This is a genomic window from Actinopolymorpha alba DSM 45243, from assembly GCF_000373925.1.
GTDB classification, from domain to species: domain Bacteria; phylum Actinomycetota; class Actinomycetes; order Propionibacteriales; family Actinopolymorphaceae; genus Actinopolymorpha; species Actinopolymorpha alba.
On sequence record NZ_KB892822.1, the window covers coordinates 1 to 20539 of the forward strand.

The window sequence follows — 20539 nt, forward strand, 5'->3', positions numbered from 1 at the left end:
CGCGGCCTGCGCCGGGGCCACGTACTTGCGGATCGTCTTACGATCCACGCCCAGGCTGGCCGCGATCTCGTTCTGCGACCGACCCGCGTGCCAGTGCACGAGGATCTCAGTGATGTCAACCACGTCGAAACTTCTCCTTGCCATCGGCTCCCCGTCTCTGCCGCATGCAGTCAAGGGGAGACAGTTCCTGTTCGTGATGGCCAGATCCCTCACGACACGCACCCCGTCCCCATGGGGAAATACGTGATCGCGGTGGGGAATTACGTGATCGTCACACCCTCACACCTGGGGAATTACGTGATCGTCGACAGCTGAGGAACCCGGGTTTTCGAAGCGCGAGATGGCATGGGGCGGCGGGTCGGCGAAACGGATGTCGGGAATGGGACCACACCTCTATCGCGCGTCTGTGGGTCTTCCACCGGTGATGGCGTAAGCGGAGGCGTCGACCATCGTTCGCTGGCCGTCGGGATCGGAGCCTGGCTTTGAGGCTGAGGATGCGGGGACGGGTCTTGCCAGATCACACTAGGAACTCCTGGAGCGCCGGCGGCTAGGACAGCTGCGACGCCTCCCGTTGCAGGGATGCTGACCGCGTGCTCTCCCAGTGCCGTCCGGATCCCCACCATGCCGGCCGCAAACACCAGTACGGCCGTCTTTCCGCCATGGATCACTCGAAATATTCGCCTGCGTTTGCGTTCGAGCGCCCTTACTACCTCTGCTCGCTGTTCTGGAGTCATCGACATCGCGAGCAGGTCCGCGAGCTCCTTCCGCGACTCGGCCAACAGGTCCGGGAGACGTTCTGACTTCTTCTTCGACTGGTCGCCCTGCTGGTGTGCTGACACGTTAGCGTCAGGCCCCCTCCTCCCCCGTGACACTACGGATAGGCGCCCGATGCTACGGATCCCTTACAGGGCGTCGCGGTCGCTGGGGTGCTCGTCTTCTAGCTGCCGCTCGAGCCCTGCGATCTGTTCCGCCCACATCACACGCTGTTCCTCGGTCAGTCCCGGATTCGTCTTGATCCGGTCTCGAAGTTCATTGAGCGCGGCGCGTCGAACCTCGATTGGCGCCAACGGCTGAGGCCTGCTCATGGCCTCCTCGGCGGCGGCAGGGTCTGCCGTATCCGACTCCCCCGCAGCGCCGTGGGCGTCGACCATGGCCCGGATCACTTCGATAACGGCCGTTCGCTGCCGCGGGGTCAGAAGGTCCGCTTCGCGGGGTAGCTCATCGGCCAGACGTCGTGCAGGCAGCGGAACATCGGCGGCGGCGTAGACGCGCTCGAGAGAAACGTTGGCGAGGTTTGCGATCGCTTCGAGGGTCCGCGGTCCTGGGCGGCTGCGGTAGCGGCCCGCGAGGATGTGGTTGATCGTCGTGTGGGTGATGTCCCAGCCGTTGCTGGCTGCGATGTCCCCGAGGCGCCGGCCGGATGCGTCGTGGCGCTGGGAGGCCAGACGGAGCAAGTCGGTCAACGTTTCTCTGCTCACGGCCCTCATCGTCTCCTCGGGTTGACGGGGTGTGGCAGCCAACACGCCCGGACGGTGACAACCTACCTGCGCGTCATGCGTCACTGACCAGCGCGTACGCGGTTGTTTGCTTGACAACAAGCGACGCGTGCCGCATGCTTCAGTTGTCAAGCCGAGAGAGGAGGTGCAGGATGATCCAGCAAACGGGGAAGCCTCGGCGGAAAGCGGCGAGGCAACGGCGATTGAGATCAGCAGAGGTCTGGATGAGAGCCAAAGACGGGGCCACCCTCCGCCGCTGGCGGGAACGCCGGAACCTCAGCCAACGCGAACTGGGCTTCCTCGCGCGCTGCTCCCAGAACATGATCTGGAAGCTGGAGAATGAGAAGGCCCGCACGTTGAGCGAGGCTCTCGCCCTAGAGATCGCCCGCCGGCTCGATGTGCCGTGGGAGGACCTCTTCGAGCCTCGCGAGTCTTCTGGCGTGCGCCGAATGACAACTGCCGCACGCCCCATTCGTCAGCAGCGTGGCGCCGCATGAGCACGGCCAGCGAGAACCCGCCTGCGAGTCCGGCTGCAGAGCAGCGCGAGGACCACGAAGGCCAGGTGGACGAGTGGTGGATCGCCGAGCAGCTCGCGATGGCTCCCCGGCACCTGAACCGGGAGCAGGCGCGGATCGCCCGGCAGCTGAGGTCCCGCACCGCACCAAGCAAGACCCGCGACACCGCATGAGCTCCCGGGGGCGGGGTCGAGACGGATTCCCCTCCGCGGCTCCTCCGCCGCCCGGGACACCAAAGCCGAAAGCCCGGCAGCCACCGCCAAGCAGCAAACCGGGCTCACGACACGAAAGGAACGGTACGCGATGAGCGACCGCGAAGCCTACATCTCCGGTCTGCGGAAGCTGGCCGACCTGCTCGAGCAGCACGACGAGGTGCCCGTGCCCTACCAGGGCAGCAGCGCCTCCCCGATGACGTTCCACTTCCTCCGCTCGTCCGTAGACAACAGGGCCGCGATGGCCGCGGCGGTCCGCGCCTTCCCTGGACGGCTCGACAAGGACGCCCGCTCCAACTACTTCGACCTGTCCGGGCAGCTGGATGGGCTGCACGTCACGTTCACCGCGTTCCGCAATGAGGTGTGCGAGCGAGTCGTCGTCGGCACGGAGACGGTTACCCGCGTGATCAAGGACGCCGAGGCGCTCGCGAAGGTGCCGGAGGTCCAGGTCACTGAAGAGGTCGAGATCGTCGAGTGGCGGTGCGGTTCGCTGCTCGCCGACGCGGCACCTGAGGCGGTCGTCGCATGAGCGTCTTCGACCAGCCCACCTTCGAGGTCGACACTCTCGACGACCTCAATCACATCCACGACGAGGACTGCCGCGACTGCGGCCGCATCGGCTGCGGCCACCTGTCCTGCGACCACATCGACGGGCAGGACGACTGCAACGTCCCGGGCTGCGACTGCGCCCGCTGGCTCGCCGACGGCGACTGCGCAGTCTGCGACGGGCGCGGAGTGATCTCCGTCGACTACGAGACCGGCACCGGCCGGGTCCTCGAATCCGACATGCATTGCCGTGAATGCGGCAGCACCGGCACTAAGGCGATGGCCGCGGCGAGGTGGTACCGGTGACCGAACCGAAGCACGCCCGCGAGATCAAGGGCAAGGGCCGATACTACGGCGCCTGCGGCGAGGGCTGCCCCTTCGGCGGGGACCTGCTTATCTCCGTCACCAACGCACAGTCTGTGGTCAACAAGCCTGCGCTTCCACCGTCGGCGGCGAAGGTCACCGCCGAGACGGCGTGGGAGCTGCTCCCCCAGATGGTGGCCACCTCGCGGCAGGGACCCAACGGGCCGAACGGGTGCGATAAGAAGCGCGTCGCCGAGCGGTGCGGTACCTGCCGGTTCTGTGTGACCTCGGCGATGAAGGCCGAATACAAGGCCCAGTGGGAATCCAAGGCCGATCTGGGAACCGCCGTTCATGCCCACGCTCACGCCCACGTGTTCGGGCAGCCGATGCCGTACGACGAGCGTGTCGAGCCGTTCATCGACCAGTACCTGCGGTTCCTCGACGCCTGGCAGGTGGACATCGACCGGCACGTCGAGGCCGCCGAGACGACGGTGATCGACCGGAAGAACAGGTACGCCGGCACCGGCGACATCTGGCTCCAGCTGCCAACCGGCCGCGCTATGCGGCGCGAGCTGTGGCTGATCGACATCAAGACCAGCCTCACCAAACCGCCGACAGCGGTCTATCCCGACCAGGTGCTGCAGCTGGCCGGTCTTCGGTTCGCCCCGTCGGCGGTGCTGCCTGATGACTCCGAGATCGACGTCCCGCGGTTCGCTGGCGCTGCGCTGCTGAACCTTCGCACCAACGCACACGCGCTGATTCCTCTGCCGGCGGACCGCGATGCGCACAAGGCGTTCGTCAACGCCGTCGCCCTGCAGGGCTACTTCCACGGCCTGGACGCGAAGGCGTGGACCCCGTTCGACGTACCGGCGCTGCCGGAACCCAAGAGCAGAAAGGCGGCGTGAGACGCCATGCCCATCAAGCCCATCGTGCTCCAGCGCCGCCATGCCGAGCTCGGCCGCATCCGCCTCGGCAACAAGCAGGCCACGAGCAACGGAAAGACCCGGCCCGCCAAGCTGGAGACATTCCGCTTCACCAGCCACTCCGAGCGGTACATCCGCGACCTCGCCACCCTCTACGGCGGGCAAGCCCGCAACTGGGACAACGCCGGCCAGGCGGCGTGGGAGGTCTACACCGACGCCAAGTCCGTCCCCGTCATCGCTGTCAAGGGCGGGCTGACGCAGTGGATGGAAACCTGGTCGGGCGGCGGATGCGTGCACCGCTGCGATGGCGAAACCGACGCCACCGGCAACCCCTGCGATCTCGACGAACCGGACCACATCAACGCCAAGCCCACGACCCGGCTGTCGGTGATGCTGGTGGAGCTCGAGGCGATCGGCGTATGGCGCCTCGAAAGCCACGGATGGAACGCCGCCGCCGAGATCCCCGCCGTCGCGGAGCTCGCCCAGTACGTCGGCGACCTGGTGCCCGCGCACCTGAACCTCGTAGAGCGTCGCGTCATCAAGGACGGCAAGACGTCCCGGTTTGTGGTGCCGGTGCTGGATCTGCAAATCGGCGCGGCGCGGCTTCGGCAGATCGTCGCGCAGCAGTCGGGCGCGGCGATCGCCGCACCGGTGGAGCGTCCGCAGTTGGTGGCGGCACCGCCGCCTGCGATCGAGGCCGCACCGGCCACGGAGCCGGTCGACGTCGCTGGCCTCGCCGCCCGCTGCGTGACGGTGGAGGATGCCCGGTCCCTGTGGACGCTTCTCTCCGGGCAGGGGCGCCTTGACGAAGCTGCCAAGGCGATCATCACCGCCCGCGTGAACGAGCTCCAAGCCGCTCAGGAGTCCGAGCCGGCGCCCGCCGAGGTGGTCGGCGAGATCGTCGACGAGCCGGCGCCGGTTCCGGTCGCGGCCCGACAGGTCACCGAGGCGGATGCTGACGCGATCTGGCAGGAGATCCTGCGTGTCGCCGGCGAGCAGGGCATGACCTCCACCCAGCTCACGGAGCATTTCGTCGCCCGCAACGGCGGCATCACTCCGGACACCGCTTCGGCGGGCGAGCTGGCCGCGTACCTCGAGCAGCTTCGAGGGGGTGCGGCGGCATGAGCGAGACACAACACTTCCGCGAGGCCGAGCGGCTGCTAAAGAAGGCGAACGCTGTCGATCGGGACGACGCGCGGACCGTGGTCGCGATGGCACAGGTCCACCCGACGCTCGCGTTGGCCGCGGCGACCGCTGAGGCGGGCGGCCTGACTAAGGGGACAAGCCTCGGCCCGACGGTGTGGGCGAAGGCGGTTGCGTCATGACCGCTTCCACCTGGTACGCCGACACCCGCATCGGCTTCGACCTCGAGACCACCGAGGCCAACCCGGAAGAGGCGCGGATCGTCACCGCCTCGGTCATCACCGTCCGGCCCGGCGCACGCCCGGAAACCCTTTCCTGGCTTGCCGATCCTGGCGTCGACATCCCTGACGAAGCCGCCGCCATCCACGGGATCACCACCGAGTACGCGAAAGACCACGGGAATGCTGCCGAGCTTGTCGTCTCCGACGTCGCCGCCGTGATCTGCCATGCACTTCGGCGCGGGATCCCAGTCGTTGCGTACAACGCCAGTTACGACTTCACCGTCCTCGATCGGGAGTTGGCGCGTTACGACCTTGGCGGCCTGGTCGAGCGGCTCGGCTCCGTCAAGGCGATCTGCCCGGTGATCGATCCGTTCGTGATCGATCGGGCGCTCGACAAGTACCGCAAAGGCAAGCGCACGTTGACGGCCGCTTGCCAGCAGTACCAGGTCACGTTGGCCGGCGCGCACGACTCCAGCGCTGACGCGCTCGCCGCCGTCCGGCTCGCCACCGTGCTGGCCGCGCACTACCCGGAAGAGGTCGGCGACATCGAACCTGCCGAATTGCACAAGCGCCAGATCGTCTGGCACGCCGAGCGGCAGAAGGACTTCGCGGCATACCTGCGTCGCAGCGGAAAGGACGCCACAGACGTGGACGGCTCCTGGCCGATTCGGCTGCGGCCCGAAAGCAAGGCCGCCTGAAACAAAGCAGCGGTCCCGCCCGCAACCCCCAAGGAAGGCAGGCGGGACCACCGACGAGGAAGAAGGGTACGCCATGTACATCCCGGCTTGCGCCAGCCAGTCGGCCGACTGCCCCACATGGGACGAGGCCGCGAAAGCTGCCGCATTCCTGTACCGGTTCGGGCTCGACAACGCCCGCCAGGTGTGGCACGTCTACGTCCACCGTCACACCAACGCCCGGGGGCAGCAGGTGTGGGGCGTGTGGACCACGAAGCAGCCGACTGGGGTGATGGTCCGATGAGCGCCCTTGGCTGGTTCTTCCTTGCCTGGCTCATCGCGGCCGCTCTCGCCTTGTGGCTTAACAACGGCATCCGCGTGGTGGACGGCGCCGCCGAAGTGCTTGAGGACGACCAGGTGAGTCCAGCGCTGGCGAAGTCGTTCGACGACTACAACGCCCGCCTCGAAGGCCCACCGGCCAAGCCCGACCTCGGCGAAGACCGGTGGGAGCGGCTCATCGACCCGGACTCCCCCGACTACAACGCGCTCGCCGAGTGGGCGAACAACATCGCACCAGAGCTTCGGAAGGTGACGCCATGACGACCGAAGTCTTCGCAACCCGCGCACCCGAGGCGCTCGAATACGCCGACCACACCATCGGCGTCACCGTGCGGGAGATCTGCCGCAACGGCGCCGGCACACCGCGCCAGCGTGCGCTGCTCGCCGCCGCGACGTTGGAGGCGCACTTCACCTCGCGGCGCGTCACTCGGCTCATCGAGGCCGCTGAAGCTGAACAGGAGAAGGTGTCATGACCCCACTCACGATCCCTCTATATGTCGCTGTCCTCGCTGCCGCACTGCTTGTGGGCGTCCTGGTTGTGCTGACTCTCTTGGCGCGTGAGCCGGTCGGTCCGATGCTGGGATTCCTGGCTCTGGCCTGCGTCGCGATGGTCGTGTTCGGCGTGGCTACCCGTGAGTCTGGTGCGCTGCGCTGGCCGCTCGGTATCGCCGGCGCGGCTGTCGTCGCGGTCGGGTTCGCCCGCTCGCGCCGCCAGGGAGGCAGGCCATGACCGCCGTCAAGAACGCCTTGCGTACGTGGCTGACAAACATCGTCGAGCCTGGGCGCGTCGTCCCTCCACCAGCGCCGCCCGGCCGAAAGCTCGACGGCCGTACCAGGGACGAGATTCCCCAGCCGACAAAGGCAGACCAGAGGGCGGCGCCGTGATCGAAACGAAAGGCCGCTCCTGCAAAGGCAAACGCGGCTACCCCACAAGCACCGCAGCCGACACCCAACGCCGCGACCTCATCGCCCGCGGCGGCGTACGTCTCGCCACCTACCGCTGCCGCCACTGCAAGCGCTGGCACGTCGGCCACCTACCAAAGCCAAGGAGGACCCGATGACCACCAGAGTCCTCGGCATCGACCCCAGCCTCACCGCCACCGGCCTCGCACTCCCCGACGGCGCCACGTGCACCATCCGCGGCAACGCCGACGAAGGCGACCAGCGACTCCACAAGATCGCGGTGCGACTCCGCGATGCCGCGATCGGCGTCGACCTCGCCGTCATCGAAGACCTCCCCACACACGCGCAGGGCGCGGGAAAGACCGGCATGGCACAAGGCGTCATCCGCCTCGCCCTCATCGAGGCCGAGGTGCCCTACGTCACCGTCACGCCAGCCACCTTGAAGAAGTACGCCTGCGGCCGCGGCACCGGCGTCGACAAGGCCGACATGCGGATGGCGCTCTACAAGCGGGCCGGCCTCGACATCCGCGACGACAACCAAGTCGACGCCTGGTGGCTCCGCGCGCTCGGACACGACCTCGCCGGGCACCCGCTCGTCCAGCTGCCCCAGACCCACCGCGACGCGCTCGCCAAGGTCATCTGGCCAGGCCGGGACCTAATGGCGGTGCCGGCATGAACCAGACGAAGATCGAGTGGACCGAGCGAACCTGGAACCCGGTCACGGGCTGCACCAAGGTTTCGTCAGGCTGCGACCACTGCTACGCCGAGACCATCGCCACGAGGTTCGCAGGAGGTAAGGCGTTCCCACGCGGGTTCGCCGTCACCCTCCACCCGGAACGGCTCGACCAGCCGCTGCGGTGGCGGAAGCCGGCCACCGTGTTCGTCAACTCCATGTCCGACCTGTTCCATGCCGACGTGCCAGACGAGTACATCGCCAAGGTGTTCGCCGTCATGGCACTCACACCGCAGCACACGTACCAGATCCTCACGAAGAGGCCGGGCCGGATGCGGTCCCTGCTGAACTCCGAACGGTTCCGCGTTGCGGCCGCAATGGAGACCGCGATCGGCTACAGCGAGGCACCGCGAAATCTGTTCACGTGGCCGCTGCCGAACGTGTGGCTCGGCGTCTCCGTCGAAAGCCAGAAGTGGGCGGACGTGCGGATCCCGGCGCTGCTAGACACCCCGGCCGCCGTCCGGTTCCTCTCGTGCGAGCCACTGCTCGGACCCGTGACGATCCACGAGTACCGAGACCGCCCCGCCGATCCAACGATCGACTGGGTGATCATCGGCGGCGAGTCCGGACACAACGCCAGGCCGATGCACCCGCAGTGGGCCCGCAGGCTCCGCGACCAATGCGCGGCCGCCATAGTGCCGTTCTTCTTCAAACAATGGGGCGCATGGGCGCCAGTCGGGGAAGGCGAAATCGCCAAGGAGACGGACCTCCACATCCGCCGTGACGGCTACGCCTGGCCGATCACCGAACCGCACGGTGCTAAGGACGGTACAGAGGTCGTGATGCGCCGCGTCGGCAAGAGCGCTGCCGGCCGCGAGCTCGACGGCCGGGAGTGGAACGAGATGCCACAGCGGAATGAGGTGTGCCCGCGATGACAAGTGACGCATCCGTCACGGCGTACACCGAGTTCCTCACCCACAAGGTCGCCGCATCGCAGGCCTTCGGATTCGACGACGTCGTCGACGGCGACATCCACCCGATCCTGCTCCCCCACCAGCGCGCAATCGTCCGATGGGCCGTAGCCGGCGGTCGGCGTGCGATCTTCGCAGCGTTCGGGCTCGGCAAGTCGGTCATGCAGCTGGAGACCCTGCGCCTGGTCCTCGCCCGCACCGGCGGCCGCGGCCTCATCGTCTGCCCGCTCGGTGTGCGGCAGGAGTTCGTACGTGACGCGGCGATGCTCGGCATTACCGCGACATTCATCCGCACACCCGACCAGCTGGATAGCCCTGGCATCTACCTGACGAACTACGAGTCGGTCCGGGACGGGAAGCTCGACCCAAACCTGTTCGACGTCGTGTCCCTCGACGAGGCGAGCGTGCTCCGCTCGTTCGGGTCGAAGACCTACCAGACGTTCCTGCCGCTGTTCGACCAGGTGCCGTACCGGTTCGTCGCTACCGCCACCCCCAGCCCGAACCGGTACAAGGAACTCATCCACTACGCCGGGTTCCTCGGCGTCATGGACACCGGCCAGGCGCTCACCCGCTTCTTCCAGCGCGACTCCACCAAGGCCAACAACCTCACCCTCTACCCACACAAAGAGGCGGAGTTCTGGCTGTGGCTCAACACGTGGGCCGTGTTCCTCCAGAAGCCCAGCGACCTCGGCTACGACGACACCGGCTACGACCTGCCCGACCTCGAGGTCATCTACCACGAGGTAGCCGTCGACCACACCCACACGCCGGTCGACCGTGACGGGCAGGCCCACCTGTTCCGCGGCGGCGCGCTCGGAGTAACCGATGCCGCCCGGGAGAAGCGCGACACCCTGGGCGCCCGCGTTGCCATGGCCGCCGAGATCGTCGCCTCCTCACCTGAGGATCACTTCATCCTCTGGCACGACCTCGAAGACGAACGCCGCGCCATCAAGAAAGCCATCCCAGAAGCCGTCGAGGTGTACGGCAGCCTCGACCTGGACGAGCGGGAACAACGGGTCATCGACTTCTCCGACGGCCGGATCCGCCTGCTGGCAACGAAACCAGAGCTGTCCGGGTCAGGCTGCAACTTCCAACGCCACTGCCACCGGGCGATCTTCGTCGGCGTCGGCTTCAAGTTCAACGACTTCATCCAGGCCATTCACCGCATCCACCGCTTCCTGCAAACCAAGCGGGTCCGGATCGACATCATCCACGCCGAATCCGAGCGGGACGTCGTGCGGACGCTGCGGCAGAAGTGGGCACAGCACAAGGAGCTCACCGCGAAGATGACCGACGTCATCCGCCAGCACGGACTCAACTCCACCTCCATCACCGAGGCGCTCACCCGCTCCATCGGTGTCGAACGTGTCGAGGCGTCCGGGCGAGGCTGGCTTGTCGCCAACAACGACTGCGTTGACGAGGTGCAGCTGGTCGACGACAACTCCGTCGACCTGATCGTCACCTCGATCCCGTTCGCGAACCACTACGAGTACACGCCGTTGTACAACGACTTCGGCCACACCGACGACAACGCCCACTTCTGGGCGCAGATGGACTACCTCACCCCCCAGCTGCTGCGGATCCTCGCATCAGGTCGGATCTACGCCTGCCACGTAAAGGACCGGATCCTGTTCGGCAACGTCACCGGCGCCGGCGTCCCCACGGTCTCCCCGTTCCACGCCGAGGCGTTGATGCACGGCCGCCGGCACGGCTTCGACTACCTCGGCATGATCACCGTCGTCACCGACGTCGTGCGGGAGAACAACCAGACCTACCGGCTCGGCTGGTCTGAACAGTGCAAGGACGCCACCAAGATGGGCGTCGGCAGCCCCGAGTACATCCTGCTGTTCCACAAGCCCCAGACGGACCGGACCCGCGGCTACGCCGACGTCCCGGTCACGAAGGAGAAGGCGAACTACACGCGGGCACGCTGGCAGGTCGATGCGCACGCCTTCTGGCGGTCCTCCGGCAACCGGCACCTGACGCCTGACGAGCTCGCCGAACTGCCGGCCGAGCAGATGTCGCGGCTGTTCACCGAGCAGACGCTGAGGCAGGTGTACGACTACGAGGCGCACGTCCGTATCGGTGAGGCCCTCGAAACCCGCGGCGCCTTGCCTGCAACGTTCATGAGCCTCGCCCCCGGATCGCACCACCCGGACGTGTGGCACGACGACCGAACAGTCCCGCCGTGCCCAGACCATGCACGTCTGCCCGCTGCAGTTCGACATCGTGGACCGGCTCATCAACCGGTTCTCCAACCCTGGCGAGCTCGTCTTCGATCCGTTCGGTGGCCTGTTCACCGTCCCGGTCCGGGCCCTGCACGCCGGCCGCCGCAGCCGTGCTGTCGAGCTCAACACCGGCTACTTCCTCGACGGGGTCAAGTACCTGCAAGCCGAGGAACGCAAGCACGGCATGCCGACTCTGTTCGACCTCGCCGACGACGAGGCGGTGCCCGCATGAACCCGGCGAAATGGCTGCGAGACAAGGCCCACTCGTACGAGTGCGACGCCAACATCCTCGAGCAATCGCAGGACCCAGACGAGAAACACGACGCCGAGATCAACCGGATGCTCGCCGAAAAGCTCCGCGAATGCGCGAAGGAATATCAGGAAGAGGTGCTCGGTGACGCTCACCGTGACTGATCTGTTCTGTGGTGCCGGCGGCTCGTCCTCGGGTGCCGAGCAGGTGCCAGGCGTACGCGTGCGGATGGCCGCCAACCACTGGTCGCTCGCCGTGGAGACGCACAACACCAACCTTCCGCACGCCGACCACGACTGCGCCGACATCTCCCAGGTCGACCCTCGCCGCTACCCGGCAACCGACCTGCTGTGGGCGTCTCCGGAGTGCACGAACCACTCGCAGGCCAAGGGGATCCGCAAACGCGACCAGCAGCCGGACTTGTTCGGTGAGGTTCTGCCCGACGCGGCGGCCGAACGGTCGCGGGCGACGATGTGGGACGTCCCCCGGTTCGTCGAGGCGATGCAGCTGCGCGGCCGGCCGTACAAGGCATTTGTCGTGGAGAACGTCGTCGACGTCCGCGACTGGATGTACTACCGCGCATGGCGGATGGCGCTCACCGACGCCGGCTACTGCCTGCACGAGGTCTTCCTCAACTCCATGCACGCCCAGGGAATGGGCATGCCGGCACCGCAGTCCAGGGACCGCTGGTACTGCGGCGGCCACCTGTCGACCACAAGGTGTCCGGACCTGGAGAAGTGGACCCGGCCTGCCGCGTGGTGCCCGACCTGCGAGCGCATGGTGCGGGCGATTCAGTCCTGGAAGAACCCTCGGCGGCAGTGGGGCCGCTACCGCGCGCAGTACGTCTACCGCTGCCCGTCGTCCACCTGCCGACACCAGGTCGTGGAGCCGGCGTGGCTGCCCGCGGCCGCCGCGATCGACTGGAGCCTGCCAGGCGAGCGGATCGGCGACCGCAAGCGCCCCTTGGCCACCAAGACGCGTGCGCGGATCGAGGCCGGGCTGCGCCGCTACGGCCGGCCAGTGCACCTCGAGGCCGCCGGGAACACATACGAGCGGCCCGGCTACTACCGGGTCTGGCCAGCCGACGAAGCGTTCAAGACGTTCCACACCACCCCGTCGAAGGGGGTCGCGTATCCGCCGTTCGTGACCGTGCACCGCGGCGGTCCGGGCGAGATCCGCACGTCGTCCATCGACGGGACGCTCGGTGCGGTGTGGGCGTCTGGCAACCACTCCGGCCTGGTCGTACCGGTCGAAGGTCGCAGCGGGAAGAACGCCACCCCCACAGGCGAGGTTCTGCGAACGCAGACCGCGCGGAACGAAACCGGGGTAGCGGTCCCGCCCATGCTCGTGCCGGCCGGCGGCACCTGGAACGACGAAGCACGGCCCGTCGACGAGCCGTTCCGTACGCGCACCACGCGGGACTCCGAAGGCATCGTCATCCCGCTACGGCAGAACAACACCGCCAAGACAACGACACAGCCGCTCGACACCGTCGCTGCCGCAGGTAACCACCACGCCCTGCTCCTGCGAAACCAGAACAGTCGTGGCGACGGGCAGATGTGCACCCCCGTTGACGAGCCGGCCCGCACGGTCATGGCGTCCAGCCGCCAGTCCCTGGTGACGATGCCCGCGCTCGTGATGAGGAACAACTCCGGCGGCGCCGAGATGTCCACCCCGGTGGACGAGCCAGTCCGCACTGTCACCACCGCCGGCCACCAGTCCCTCATCCGCTGGGACCACATGATCGTCGACTACAACGGCCCGGCCCGCGCCGTCGTCGAGCCGCTACCCACGCAGACCACCGTCGAGGGCGATGCGCTGGCCTCGCTCGCTGTCGACGTCGACGACTGCTACTTCCGCATGCTCGAACCCCACGAGATTCAGCTCGCGATGGCGTTCGCCGCTGACTACGTGCTGCTCGGCAACAAACGCGAACGCGTACGCCTCGCCGGTAATGCCGTCACCCCACCCGCCGCCCGCGACCTCATCGCCGCCGTCGCCGAATCCCTCGGACAGGAAATCCCAGCATGACCACCAACAGCCTCCGCTACAGGAAGCTCTACGCCCTCGACCGCGCCCGCGGCATCACCCGCCGCGTCCCAGCTGGACCGGTCGCCGCGCACGTCCGCGCGCTCATGGCCGCCGGCGCCAGCCAACACGCCATCGCCGACGCGTCGGGCGTCAACCACCGCATCATCACCTTCATCCTCCGCGGCCAGCCCACCATCCACACCACAACTGCCGAACGACTTCGCGCCGTCACCGCGGCCGCCACACGCAACCGCACACGGCCAACCGGCCAGGTCCCAAACATCGGGGCACGCCGACGAATCCAGGCCCTCCGCGCAATCGGCTGGACCACTGCCGACATCGCCCACCACGCCGACCTGTCCCCCTCGCTCATCCGGGACATCCTCGCCCGACGCGGCTCCACCATCACCCGGACCGTGCACGACGGGATCCGCTCCGCCTACGACGCGCTCGCGATGACACCGGGCCCGTCGAAAACCAGCCGCACCCGGGCCCTCGCCCGCGGCTGGGCGCCTCCACTCGCCTGGGACGACGACACCATGGACGACCCGAACAGCCAACCCCACCAGGGAAACGACACCGCCGACGTCGACCAGGACGAGTTGGACCACGCCGCCATCTGGCGGCGCATGGACGGTGACCGCACCATCGCCCTCACCCAAGCGGAGGCCGCCGAAGTCATCACCCGGATGCGCCGCCGCGGCTACAGCGACGCGCACATCACACGCCACACCGGGCTCAAGGTCGAGCGGTACGCCCCACTCCAGCGCGACCTGCAGGCGGCGTCATGAGCGTCCTACTCGACACCGTTGAACTTCCCACCGCCGGGCTCCCATCGGGCCCCAGCTGGCTCCGACGCGCCGCCTGCGCAGGCCTCACGCCCGACCTGTTCTACCCCGACGAGCGAGGCCCAGACCCCGACGGCCGACGCAGCCCTGCCAAAGCCATCTGCCGCCGATGCCCCGTGCGGCGCGACTGCCTCAGCGACGCCCTCAACCGCGACGACGAATACGGCATCTGGGGCGGCCTCACACCCCGCGAACGGCGAAACCTCAAGAAATCAAAGGAGATCGTATGACCAGCATCACCGTCGGCACCGCCGACCTCCGCGCCGCGCTCCTGTCAGTCGCACCCCACGCCGACCCGGACCCCGAGTTCCCGCCCCTGCACCGGGTACGCCTCACCGCCGACCGGCACAACGTGTGGGTCACCGCCACCAACCGCTACACCGCCGGCCTCGCCATCGTCTCAACAGAGGACCTCGACACCGACGACGACAACCCCGCCATCGACCTCACCCCCGGCAACATCAAGGAAATCCTCACCATCCACAAGCCGGTCAAGGACGAACCCGACCAGACGCTGCGCATCGACGTCGACGGCAAGCACACCACCGTCACCGACGTGAGCGGCATGTTCCCCGGCAAGGCACTCCGCCTGCCGAGGCTGTCTGTCGAAGACGGCTTCCCCGACATCCCCGCGGCCATCCACAAGTACCTCACCAGAGGACCCGAACCCGCCGGCCGCATCCTCACCAGCGGGAAGCTCCTCGGTCTGTTCGGAGACGCCGCAAAGGCCTACGGACAGCCCCTCGTCGTCGAACCCACCGGCGAAAGAACCGTCCTCGTCATCGCCTGCGGCGAATCGTTCCTCGGACTCCTGCAACCGCAGACCGTCACCGAGGACGATGCAGCCCGGCTCGCAGAGTGGCGCGCCAACTGGCACGAGCGGCTCTTCGGCCACGCCGGCGTCACCATCACCCGAATCCCCGCCCGCGCCTGACATGCCCTACTGCGCAGCCTGCCGGCCACCCCACATCGCCGAAGCCGTCGCCATCTACACCGCCGACGGCCCAGGCGGCTACCTCCAGGCCGGCACCTGCGCACGACACGCCAACAAGGTCCGCGCCTGGGCCGCCGAAACCGGCGGCCCAGTACGCGAACGGCACCTCGCCCCGACCGGGCAGGCCACAACACCAACGCAGGAAGCACTGTTCGACATGGAGGGCGCGTGAGCGTGAACGACCAGCGGCCACCACTACAAGTCGTCGACGGCGACAACGGCCGCCACTCCCCCGCCGACCACGCCGCCGAGCAAGCCGTCCTCGGTGCCCTCCTGCTCGCCCCCGAACTCGCCACCGAGCTCGTCAATCACCTCGAACCAACCGACTTCTACCAGCCGCGCCACGAAACGATCTGGCGGGCAATCCACGCCGTCGTCGACACCGGCCAACTCCCCGACCCGATCCTCGTCATCGGCCACCTCGAACGGTCAGGGAACCTCAACCGGGCCGGCGGCGGCACCTACCTGCACGACCTCATGGGCGCCTGCCCCCTCCCAGCCCAGGCGCCCGCCTACGCCGCCCGCGTACGCGACGTCGCACGGCTCCGCACCGTCCAACAAGTCGCCACCAGGCTCGCCACACTCTCCACCGGCTCCGACATCGACCAAGCCCTCGCCGACTCCCTCGACACCCTCGACGCCGCCGTCGCCCGATTCGGCCCCGCCACCCGGCCAGCCGCCCGCCACGTCCTCACCATCGACGAATTCCTCAACGAAACCGAACCAGGCCACGACTGGCTCATCCCCGGACTCCTCGAACGCCGCGACCGGGTGATCCTCACCGGCCCCGAAGGCGGCGGGAAATCCACCCTCGGCCGCCAGATCGCAGTACAGGCCGCCGCCGGCATCCACCCCTTCACCGGCGAGGTCATCAAACCCGCCCGCGTCCTCATCCTCGACTTCGAAAACTCCGCCAACCAGCTCCGCCGGGCACTCCGGCCCCTCCACATCAAGGCCGGCGATCGTCTCGACTCCGACCAGCTGCGCGTCGAATCACACATCGCCGGCGTCGACCTCACCGGCCCTGAGGACCGTGCATGGGTCGAAGGGATCATCGCCGCCGTCAGGCCCGACCTTGTAGTCACGGGCCCCATCTACAAGATGGCCGACGGCGACCCCAACGAGGAGAAGACCGCCAAACCCGTCGCCCTGTTCGTCGACCACCTCCGCGCCACCTACGACTCCGCGTTCTGGATCGAAGCGCACGTCGGCAACGAAACCAACGGGCAGAAGAAGCGCCCCACCCGCCCATACGGCTGGTCAGGGTGGCGCCGCTGGCCCGAGTTCGGGCTGTGGCTCGACGCCGACGGCAGCATCGAGCACTGGCGCGGCGACCGCGACCAGCGTGACTGGCCCAACCTCCTGGTGAGAGGCGGCGACTGGCCGTGGAGCCCCGCCCGGAGCGACTCGGAGATCCGCTGGCTGCAGATCCGCAAGGCGATCCTCGACGCCGGCGAGGAGCTGTCGCAGCGGCAGCTGGCGCAGAGGCTGAGCCTCACCCAGTCGATGGTCAGCCGGACGCTCGCCGAGCGGCGAGACGACTTCAAGGCGCTGGTTTCAGAGGTCAAGGGGGCCGCCAACTCGTGATCATCCAGACCCGCCGAAGGGGCGCCGCCGTGAATCATTTACGGGATCGCGGCGTGAATCAAAACCCGAATATGCAGCTGATTCACGGTGATGCATCGGCCCATGAATCACCCTCTGACCTGCAGAAACACCCCCCAGACGTGATCTTGATTCAGTGAGTCACGGGTCAGCGTGATTCACAGACCCCCAAACCGCCTCTGACCTGCGCTTTTACAGGTGATTCAAGTGATTCTCCTTACGGAGAGATGGCGCTCCTGAATCACGCGCCACGCCATCTCCCCGTAGAGGAGGGCCGCCGCCCACGACTCGATGAAGGACACCCACCAGCCCACCGAACGGAGCACCGATGAACTACCCGACCTACATCCGCGAAGCAGGCCCCCGCATCGTCTGCCTCTGCGGCTCCACCCGATTCCGCGACGAGTTCGCCGTCGCCAACCGGCAGCAGACCCTCGCCGGCCGCATCGTCCTCGCGCCCGGCGTCTTCGGCCACTCCGGTGACTCCTTGACCGAAGACGACAAGGCGCGGCTCGACGAGCTCCACCTCCGCAAGATCGACCTCGCCCACTCGGTGCTGGTCGTCAACCCCGGTGGCTACATCGGCGAATCCACCCGACGCGAGATCGAGTACGCCCGACGGACCGGTAAGCCGGTTGCGTTCATGTACGACGCCAATGGCGAGCCGAGGGAGCCCTGCCGGCGGCACGACGAGGAGGGGTTCCCGATCCTGATCGTCGACACGGGAGCGACCGACCTCACGCCGGACGCCGACGAGGTGCCAGCGTGACCACCAACCCCACGCCCTGCACGACCTGCGGCCAACCCCACGCCAGATGCGCGGCACACCGCAGGGACGGGCAGCCCTGCACACAGCCGCCCATGCGCGGGCAGCGGGTCTGCAAGATGCACGGCGGCCGCGCGCCGCGTTCGCTCGAGGCTGCGTCCCGCCGGCAGCAGGAGGCGGCCGCGGCCCGGGCGGTGGCAACGTTCGGGCTGCCTCGTCAGGTGGATCCGCATACGGCGTTGCTGGAGGAGGTGCACCGCACTGCGGGGCATGTCGCCTGGCTCGGCGAGGTGGTGCAAGGCCTGGAGTCCGGCGACCTGGTGTGGGGCGTCGCCGAGAAGGTCGAGAAGGCCTCGGGCGAGTTCCCGGGCACCGACACGACGTACGCGGCGAAGCCGAGCGTCTGGCTGGACTTGTACCAGCGGGAGCGTCGGCACCTGGTCGACGTGTGCAAGGCCGCGATCGCCGCCGGGATCGAGGAACGGCGGGTGCGGCTGGCGGAGCAGCAGGGTGCGCTGCTGGCGAGCGTAATCCGCGGCGTGCTGGCCGACCTCGAGCTGACTGTGGAGCAGCTGGCGCGGGTGCCTGAGGTGGTTCCGCGGCATCTGCGGGCGGTCGCTGAGCTCGAGGCCGGAGGTGCGGCATGAGCCGGCCCCCATTCCCGCCTCCGATCCTCGCCGGGATCAAGCCGTCGTTCGAAGCGTTCGCTGACGCCCTCGCCCGCGCGATCGAACGACTCCAGTCGCTGCCCGACCTACGCAAGCTGCTCGCCGGCTCCCACACGTTCGAGTCCGAGCGAGGCTCCGCCATGCACGTCGCCTACCGCCAACGCACGCTCGCCCGCCGCAGAAAGGCCCGCCGATGACCACCACCCACCCCACCTGCGAGAGCCAGTTCCTCGGCGCCGAATGCCGGCTCCCCGCTGGCCACGAAGGCCTGCACCGAGGCACCTGCCCCTGCGGATGTGCCGACGTCGCCGCCGAGTGGAACACCCCACGGCTGGCACTGGCCGACCCCACACACCCCACGGCTGGCCCTGAGCACCACGGAAACGCCGCAGAACTCGCATGCCCGATGCCGAACCCGAACAACGAACCCAAGGTGGAGACGTCGTGAAAGCCCTCACCATCCAGCAACCGTGGGCATGGGCCATCCTCCGCGGCGGCAAAACCATCGAGAACCGAACCACCGCCTGGAAATACCGCGGCCCCCTGGCCATCCATGCCGGGTCGCGCTGGTCGCAGCGAGGCGAGGGCGACGAGCAGATCATCCACGCTCTCAGCCGGCGTCCGGACGAGCCGTGCAACTACGGCCGGGCACTGTCCCGCCCGGGACACCAGGCCGGCGAGTTCACGTTCAACGCGATCCTCGGGACCGTCCAGCTCGTCGACGTCCACCCCGACACCGGATGCTGCCGTCCCTGGGGCATGTCCGAGTACGACGGCAAGGCCAACCTCGTGCACCTGGTCCTCGAGGATCCCGAGCCACTCGCGGAGCCGATCCCGTGCAAGGGGCGGCTCGGGCTGTGGGACCTGCCGGTCGAGGCACTCGAAGGGAGGGCAGCGCTGTGACCTCCACGCCACCGCCTGCCTGGCGACGCTGCCACCACTGCTATGCCGACATCGCGCTACGGGACGGCAGCTGGACCGCGCTCGACACGCGCACCGCCCAATGCGCGCCAGGTGTCCAACACACGCCGCTGCTCAGGGTGCGGGAGGACGCGTGATCGGCCGCACCTACGCCGAGCGTGGCCAGCCCGTCGTGGTGCTGGCCCGCTGGCAGGACTACCGCAAAGGCGAACCCCGGACAGACGTTGTGCTTTGGGTGCGTCGACCGAAGCCGCACGCCCCGCGGAACGTCGCGATCCGCCGCGCCGACGGCACCACCGTCGTACGGCCATTCCGCGGGTTGAGGCGGTGGACGGGATGACCCGCCGTATCGCCCGCATCCAGACAGCCAGCAGCAGCCGCCGCGAGGCCTGCTCCCGCTGCCTCGGCCCAATCCCAGCGGATACTCCGCACGGCCTGATCGGCGGTGAGCGGGTTGGCGACTGCTGCCTGCTCGACTGCGAACGCATGGCGGCCGCGGCCGCCGATAGCGAGAGGACCAGCGCGTGACTGAGCGACCCGAGATCCCGCACCGACGGCACCGGCTCACCCTCGACCTCGAGGCCGACACCCTCGACGAGCTTTGGCACGAGATGCATGCCATCGCTGATCGGCTGGACCGCGAGCAGCGCGAGCACGCCGAAATCACCAGCGGTGGCTACGCGTCCGGCTACCACCTGCGGCTACAGACCGACCCGGCCGTGACCGGCGACCTGTACCACGCCTCCCTCGCCGAGTGGAGCAAGAAGGATCGGGCAGCCCGTCGAGGGGAGGAGGCGACCCCGTGAGCCCACTCATGAAGCAGCAGCCGTTCAAGTTCCCCGAGCACACCGTGGTTGCCGAGGTCATGGAATTCACCGCCGAATACGCCGACTGTGGATCCCACCGGCTCAAGATCACCCTCACCCTCGACGACGAAGGCCTCTCGAAACTCCGAGACCAGATCCAGCACGCAACCGGGCAGGAGAGCAACGCGTGACCGACGTCGAAGCGGGACTCCCAAGGTGAACCGCCCCGGAGTGTCCGGAGGCTCGGGTTTGTGTGTCAGGCGGCCTTGGTGTGGCCGGTTCGGTGAGTGTAGTGAATCTGTTCTACCTGGAGGGGTGTCAGATCGTCGAGGGCTTGGTGGGGCCGTTCGGTGTTGAACCAGTGGACCCATTCCAGGGTCGCGATTTCGACGTGTTCGAGGGTGGGCCATGGCCCGTCTGGGCGGATGAGTTCGGTCTTGTAAAGGCCGATCTGGGACTCGGCGAGTGCGTTGTCGTAGGCGTCCCCGACCGACCCCACCGAC

The 20539-nt window shown here is 67.9% G+C and carries 35 protein-coding genes; 33 read left to right on the top strand and 2 right to left on the bottom strand.

Features of this window, described 5'->3' with window-relative positions; all coding sequences use genetic code 11:
• Positions 1-902: 902 nt before the first annotated feature.
• A complete protein-coding gene (locus B141_RS50115) occupies positions 903-1478 on the bottom strand; it encodes a hypothetical protein (RefSeq protein ID WP_157181573.1) in 576 nt (191 codons plus the stop codon).
• A gap of 242 nt (positions 1479-1720) precedes the next feature.
• On the opposite strand from B141_RS50115, the gene B141_RS50120 reads away from it, so the two are divergent.
• From B141_RS50120 to B141_RS0136835, 33 genes are all read left to right on the top strand, one after another.
• Positions 1721-1993, top strand: a complete 273-nt coding sequence (locus B141_RS50120) for a helix-turn-helix transcriptional regulator (protein ID WP_051114296.1) — start codon at positions 1721-1723, stop codon at positions 1991-1993.
• Positions 1990-2184 carry a hypothetical protein gene (locus B141_RS0136685; RefSeq protein ID WP_020580150.1) on the top strand — a complete coding sequence of 65 codons (195 nt, stop codon included), beginning with the start codon at positions 1990-1992 and terminating at the stop codon, positions 2182-2184. The genes B141_RS50120 and B141_RS0136685 overlap by 4 nt, the downstream gene beginning before the upstream one ends.
• Positions 2185-2314: 130 nt before the next feature.
• The gene (locus B141_RS0136690; protein WP_020580151.1) at positions 2315-2752 is read left to right on the top strand and encodes a hypothetical protein; all 438 of its coding nucleotides are present in this window, start codon (positions 2315-2317) and stop codon (positions 2750-2752) included.
• Positions 2749-3075: a hypothetical protein gene (locus B141_RS0136695; protein WP_020580152.1), complete on the top strand. Its 327-nt coding sequence runs from the start codon at positions 2749-2751 to the stop codon at positions 3073-3075. Before B141_RS0136690 ends, B141_RS0136695 begins: the two co-directional genes overlap by 4 nt.
• The gene (locus B141_RS0136700) at positions 3072-3977 is read left to right on the top strand and encodes a hypothetical protein (RefSeq protein WP_020580153.1); all 906 of its coding nucleotides are present in this window, start codon (positions 3072-3074) and stop codon (positions 3975-3977) included. The genes B141_RS0136695 and B141_RS0136700 overlap by 4 nt, the downstream gene beginning before the upstream one ends.
• A 6-nt stretch (positions 3978-3983) precedes the next feature.
• Complete coding sequence (locus B141_RS0136705; protein ID WP_020580154.1) at positions 3984-5120, top strand: recombination directionality factor; 1137 nt, start codon at positions 3984-3986, stop codon at positions 5118-5120.
• Positions 5117-5320, top strand: coding sequence for a hypothetical protein (locus tag B141_RS0136710; protein ID WP_020580155.1), 204 nt, complete (start codon positions 5117-5119; stop codon positions 5318-5320). The genes B141_RS0136705 and B141_RS0136710 overlap by 4 nt, the downstream gene beginning before the upstream one ends.
• Positions 5317-6057, top strand: a complete 741-nt coding sequence (locus B141_RS0136715) for a 3'-5' exonuclease (RefSeq protein ID WP_020580156.1) — start codon at positions 5317-5319, stop codon at positions 6055-6057. Before B141_RS0136710 ends, B141_RS0136715 begins: the two co-directional genes overlap by 4 nt.
• 73 nt (positions 6058-6130) lie before the next feature.
• The gene (locus tag B141_RS0136720; protein WP_020580157.1) at positions 6131-6337 is read left to right on the top strand and encodes a hypothetical protein; all 207 of its coding nucleotides are present in this window, start codon (positions 6131-6133) and stop codon (positions 6335-6337) included.
• A complete protein-coding gene (locus B141_RS0136725; protein WP_020580158.1) occupies positions 6334-6633 on the top strand; it encodes a hypothetical protein in 300 nt (99 codons plus the stop codon). Before B141_RS0136720 ends, B141_RS0136725 begins: the two co-directional genes overlap by 4 nt.
• Positions 6630-6845 (top strand): hypothetical protein, encoded by a 216-nt coding sequence (locus B141_RS0136730; RefSeq protein WP_020580159.1) that lies wholly within the window; start codon positions 6630-6632, stop codon positions 6843-6845. The genes B141_RS0136725 and B141_RS0136730 overlap by 4 nt, the downstream gene beginning before the upstream one ends.
• Entirely contained in the window at positions 6842-7102 is a 261-nt protein-coding gene (locus B141_RS0136735; RefSeq protein ID WP_020580160.1) for a hypothetical protein, read from the top strand. The genes B141_RS0136730 and B141_RS0136735 overlap by 4 nt, the downstream gene beginning before the upstream one ends.
• Complete coding sequence (locus tag B141_RS50125; RefSeq protein ID WP_157181574.1) at positions 7099-7257, top strand: hypothetical protein; 159 nt, start codon at positions 7099-7101, stop codon at positions 7255-7257. Before B141_RS0136735 ends, B141_RS50125 begins: the two co-directional genes overlap by 4 nt.
• Positions 7254-7433: a hypothetical protein gene (locus B141_RS50130; protein WP_157181575.1), complete on the top strand. Its 180-nt coding sequence runs from the start codon at positions 7254-7256 to the stop codon at positions 7431-7433. The genes B141_RS50125 and B141_RS50130 overlap by 4 nt, the downstream gene beginning before the upstream one ends.
• Complete coding sequence (locus B141_RS0136740; RefSeq protein ID WP_020580161.1) at positions 7430-7951, top strand: RuvC family protein; 522 nt, start codon at positions 7430-7432, stop codon at positions 7949-7951. The genes B141_RS50130 and B141_RS0136740 overlap by 4 nt, the downstream gene beginning before the upstream one ends.
• On the top strand, positions 7948-8883 hold the full coding sequence (locus B141_RS0136745) for a DUF5131 family protein (RefSeq protein WP_020580162.1): 936 nt from the start codon (positions 7948-7950) through the stop codon (positions 8881-8883). Before B141_RS0136740 ends, B141_RS0136745 begins: the two co-directional genes overlap by 4 nt.
• Positions 8880-11561, top strand: coding sequence for a DEAD/DEAH box helicase (locus tag B141_RS53275; protein ID WP_202806053.1), 2682 nt, complete (start codon positions 8880-8882; stop codon positions 11559-11561). The genes B141_RS0136745 and B141_RS53275 overlap by 4 nt, the downstream gene beginning before the upstream one ends.
• The gene (locus B141_RS0136760) at positions 11542-13428 is read left to right on the top strand and encodes a DNA cytosine methyltransferase (RefSeq protein ID WP_020580164.1); all 1887 of its coding nucleotides are present in this window, start codon (positions 11542-11544) and stop codon (positions 13426-13428) included. The genes B141_RS53275 and B141_RS0136760 overlap by 20 nt, the downstream gene beginning before the upstream one ends.
• Entirely contained in the window at positions 13425-14219 is a 795-nt protein-coding gene (locus tag B141_RS0136765; protein WP_020580165.1) for a hypothetical protein, read from the top strand. Before B141_RS0136760 ends, B141_RS0136765 begins: the two co-directional genes overlap by 4 nt.
• Positions 14216-14506, top strand: coding sequence for a WhiB family transcriptional regulator (locus B141_RS44850; protein ID WP_020580166.1), 291 nt, complete (start codon positions 14216-14218; stop codon positions 14504-14506). Before B141_RS0136765 ends, B141_RS44850 begins: the two co-directional genes overlap by 4 nt.
• Positions 14503-15210, top strand: a complete 708-nt coding sequence (locus tag B141_RS0136775) for a hypothetical protein (protein ID WP_020580167.1) — start codon at positions 14503-14505, stop codon at positions 15208-15210. Before B141_RS44850 ends, B141_RS0136775 begins: the two co-directional genes overlap by 4 nt.
• 1 nt (position 15211) lies before the next feature.
• Positions 15212-15442 carry a hypothetical protein gene (locus tag B141_RS0136780; protein WP_020580168.1) on the top strand — a complete coding sequence of 77 codons (231 nt, stop codon included), beginning with the start codon at positions 15212-15214 and terminating at the stop codon, positions 15440-15442.
• The gene (locus B141_RS46640; RefSeq protein WP_020580169.1) at positions 15439-16857 is read left to right on the top strand and encodes a DnaB-like helicase N-terminal domain-containing protein; all 1419 of its coding nucleotides are present in this window, start codon (positions 15439-15441) and stop codon (positions 16855-16857) included. The genes B141_RS0136780 and B141_RS46640 overlap by 4 nt, the downstream gene beginning before the upstream one ends.
• A gap of 346 nt (positions 16858-17203) precedes the next feature.
• Complete coding sequence (locus tag B141_RS44860) at positions 17204-17644, top strand: hypothetical protein (protein ID WP_020580171.1); 441 nt, start codon at positions 17204-17206, stop codon at positions 17642-17644.
• Entirely contained in the window at positions 17641-18288 is a 648-nt protein-coding gene (locus B141_RS44865; protein WP_157181576.1) for an HGGxSTG domain-containing protein, read from the top strand. The genes B141_RS44860 and B141_RS44865 overlap by 4 nt, the downstream gene beginning before the upstream one ends.
• Positions 18285-18506, top strand: coding sequence for a hypothetical protein (locus B141_RS0136805; protein ID WP_020580173.1), 222 nt, complete (start codon positions 18285-18287; stop codon positions 18504-18506). The genes B141_RS44865 and B141_RS0136805 overlap by 4 nt, the downstream gene beginning before the upstream one ends.
• A complete protein-coding gene (locus B141_RS0136810) occupies positions 18503-18757 on the top strand; it encodes a hypothetical protein (RefSeq protein ID WP_020580174.1) in 255 nt (84 codons plus the stop codon). Before B141_RS0136805 ends, B141_RS0136810 begins: the two co-directional genes overlap by 4 nt.
• A complete protein-coding gene (locus B141_RS0136815; protein WP_020580175.1) occupies positions 18754-19212 on the top strand; it encodes an ASCH domain-containing protein in 459 nt (152 codons plus the stop codon). The genes B141_RS0136810 and B141_RS0136815 overlap by 4 nt, the downstream gene beginning before the upstream one ends.
• Positions 19209-19367 (top strand): hypothetical protein, encoded by a 159-nt coding sequence (locus tag B141_RS50135; RefSeq protein ID WP_157181577.1) that lies wholly within the window; start codon positions 19209-19211, stop codon positions 19365-19367. Before B141_RS0136815 ends, B141_RS50135 begins: the two co-directional genes overlap by 4 nt.
• The gene (locus tag B141_RS0136820; RefSeq protein WP_020580176.1) at positions 19364-19570 is read left to right on the top strand and encodes a hypothetical protein; all 207 of its coding nucleotides are present in this window, start codon (positions 19364-19366) and stop codon (positions 19568-19570) included. Before B141_RS50135 ends, B141_RS0136820 begins: the two co-directional genes overlap by 4 nt.
• Entirely contained in the window at positions 19567-19758 is a 192-nt protein-coding gene (locus B141_RS0136825) for a hypothetical protein (RefSeq protein ID WP_157181578.1), read from the top strand. The genes B141_RS0136820 and B141_RS0136825 overlap by 4 nt, the downstream gene beginning before the upstream one ends.
• Positions 19755-20036: a hypothetical protein gene (locus B141_RS0136830; protein WP_020580178.1), complete on the top strand. Its 282-nt coding sequence runs from the start codon at positions 19755-19757 to the stop codon at positions 20034-20036. The genes B141_RS0136825 and B141_RS0136830 overlap by 4 nt, the downstream gene beginning before the upstream one ends.
• A complete protein-coding gene (locus B141_RS0136835; protein WP_157181579.1) occupies positions 20033-20227 on the top strand; it encodes a hypothetical protein in 195 nt (64 codons plus the stop codon). Before B141_RS0136830 ends, B141_RS0136835 begins: the two co-directional genes overlap by 4 nt.
• Positions 20228-20292: 65 nt before the next feature.
• On the opposite strand, the gene B141_RS52045 is transcribed toward B141_RS0136835, so the two are convergent.
• A partial coding sequence (locus tag B141_RS52045) for an integrase core domain-containing protein (RefSeq protein ID WP_020580180.1) occupies positions 20293-20539 on the bottom strand: 247 nt, incomplete at its 5' end.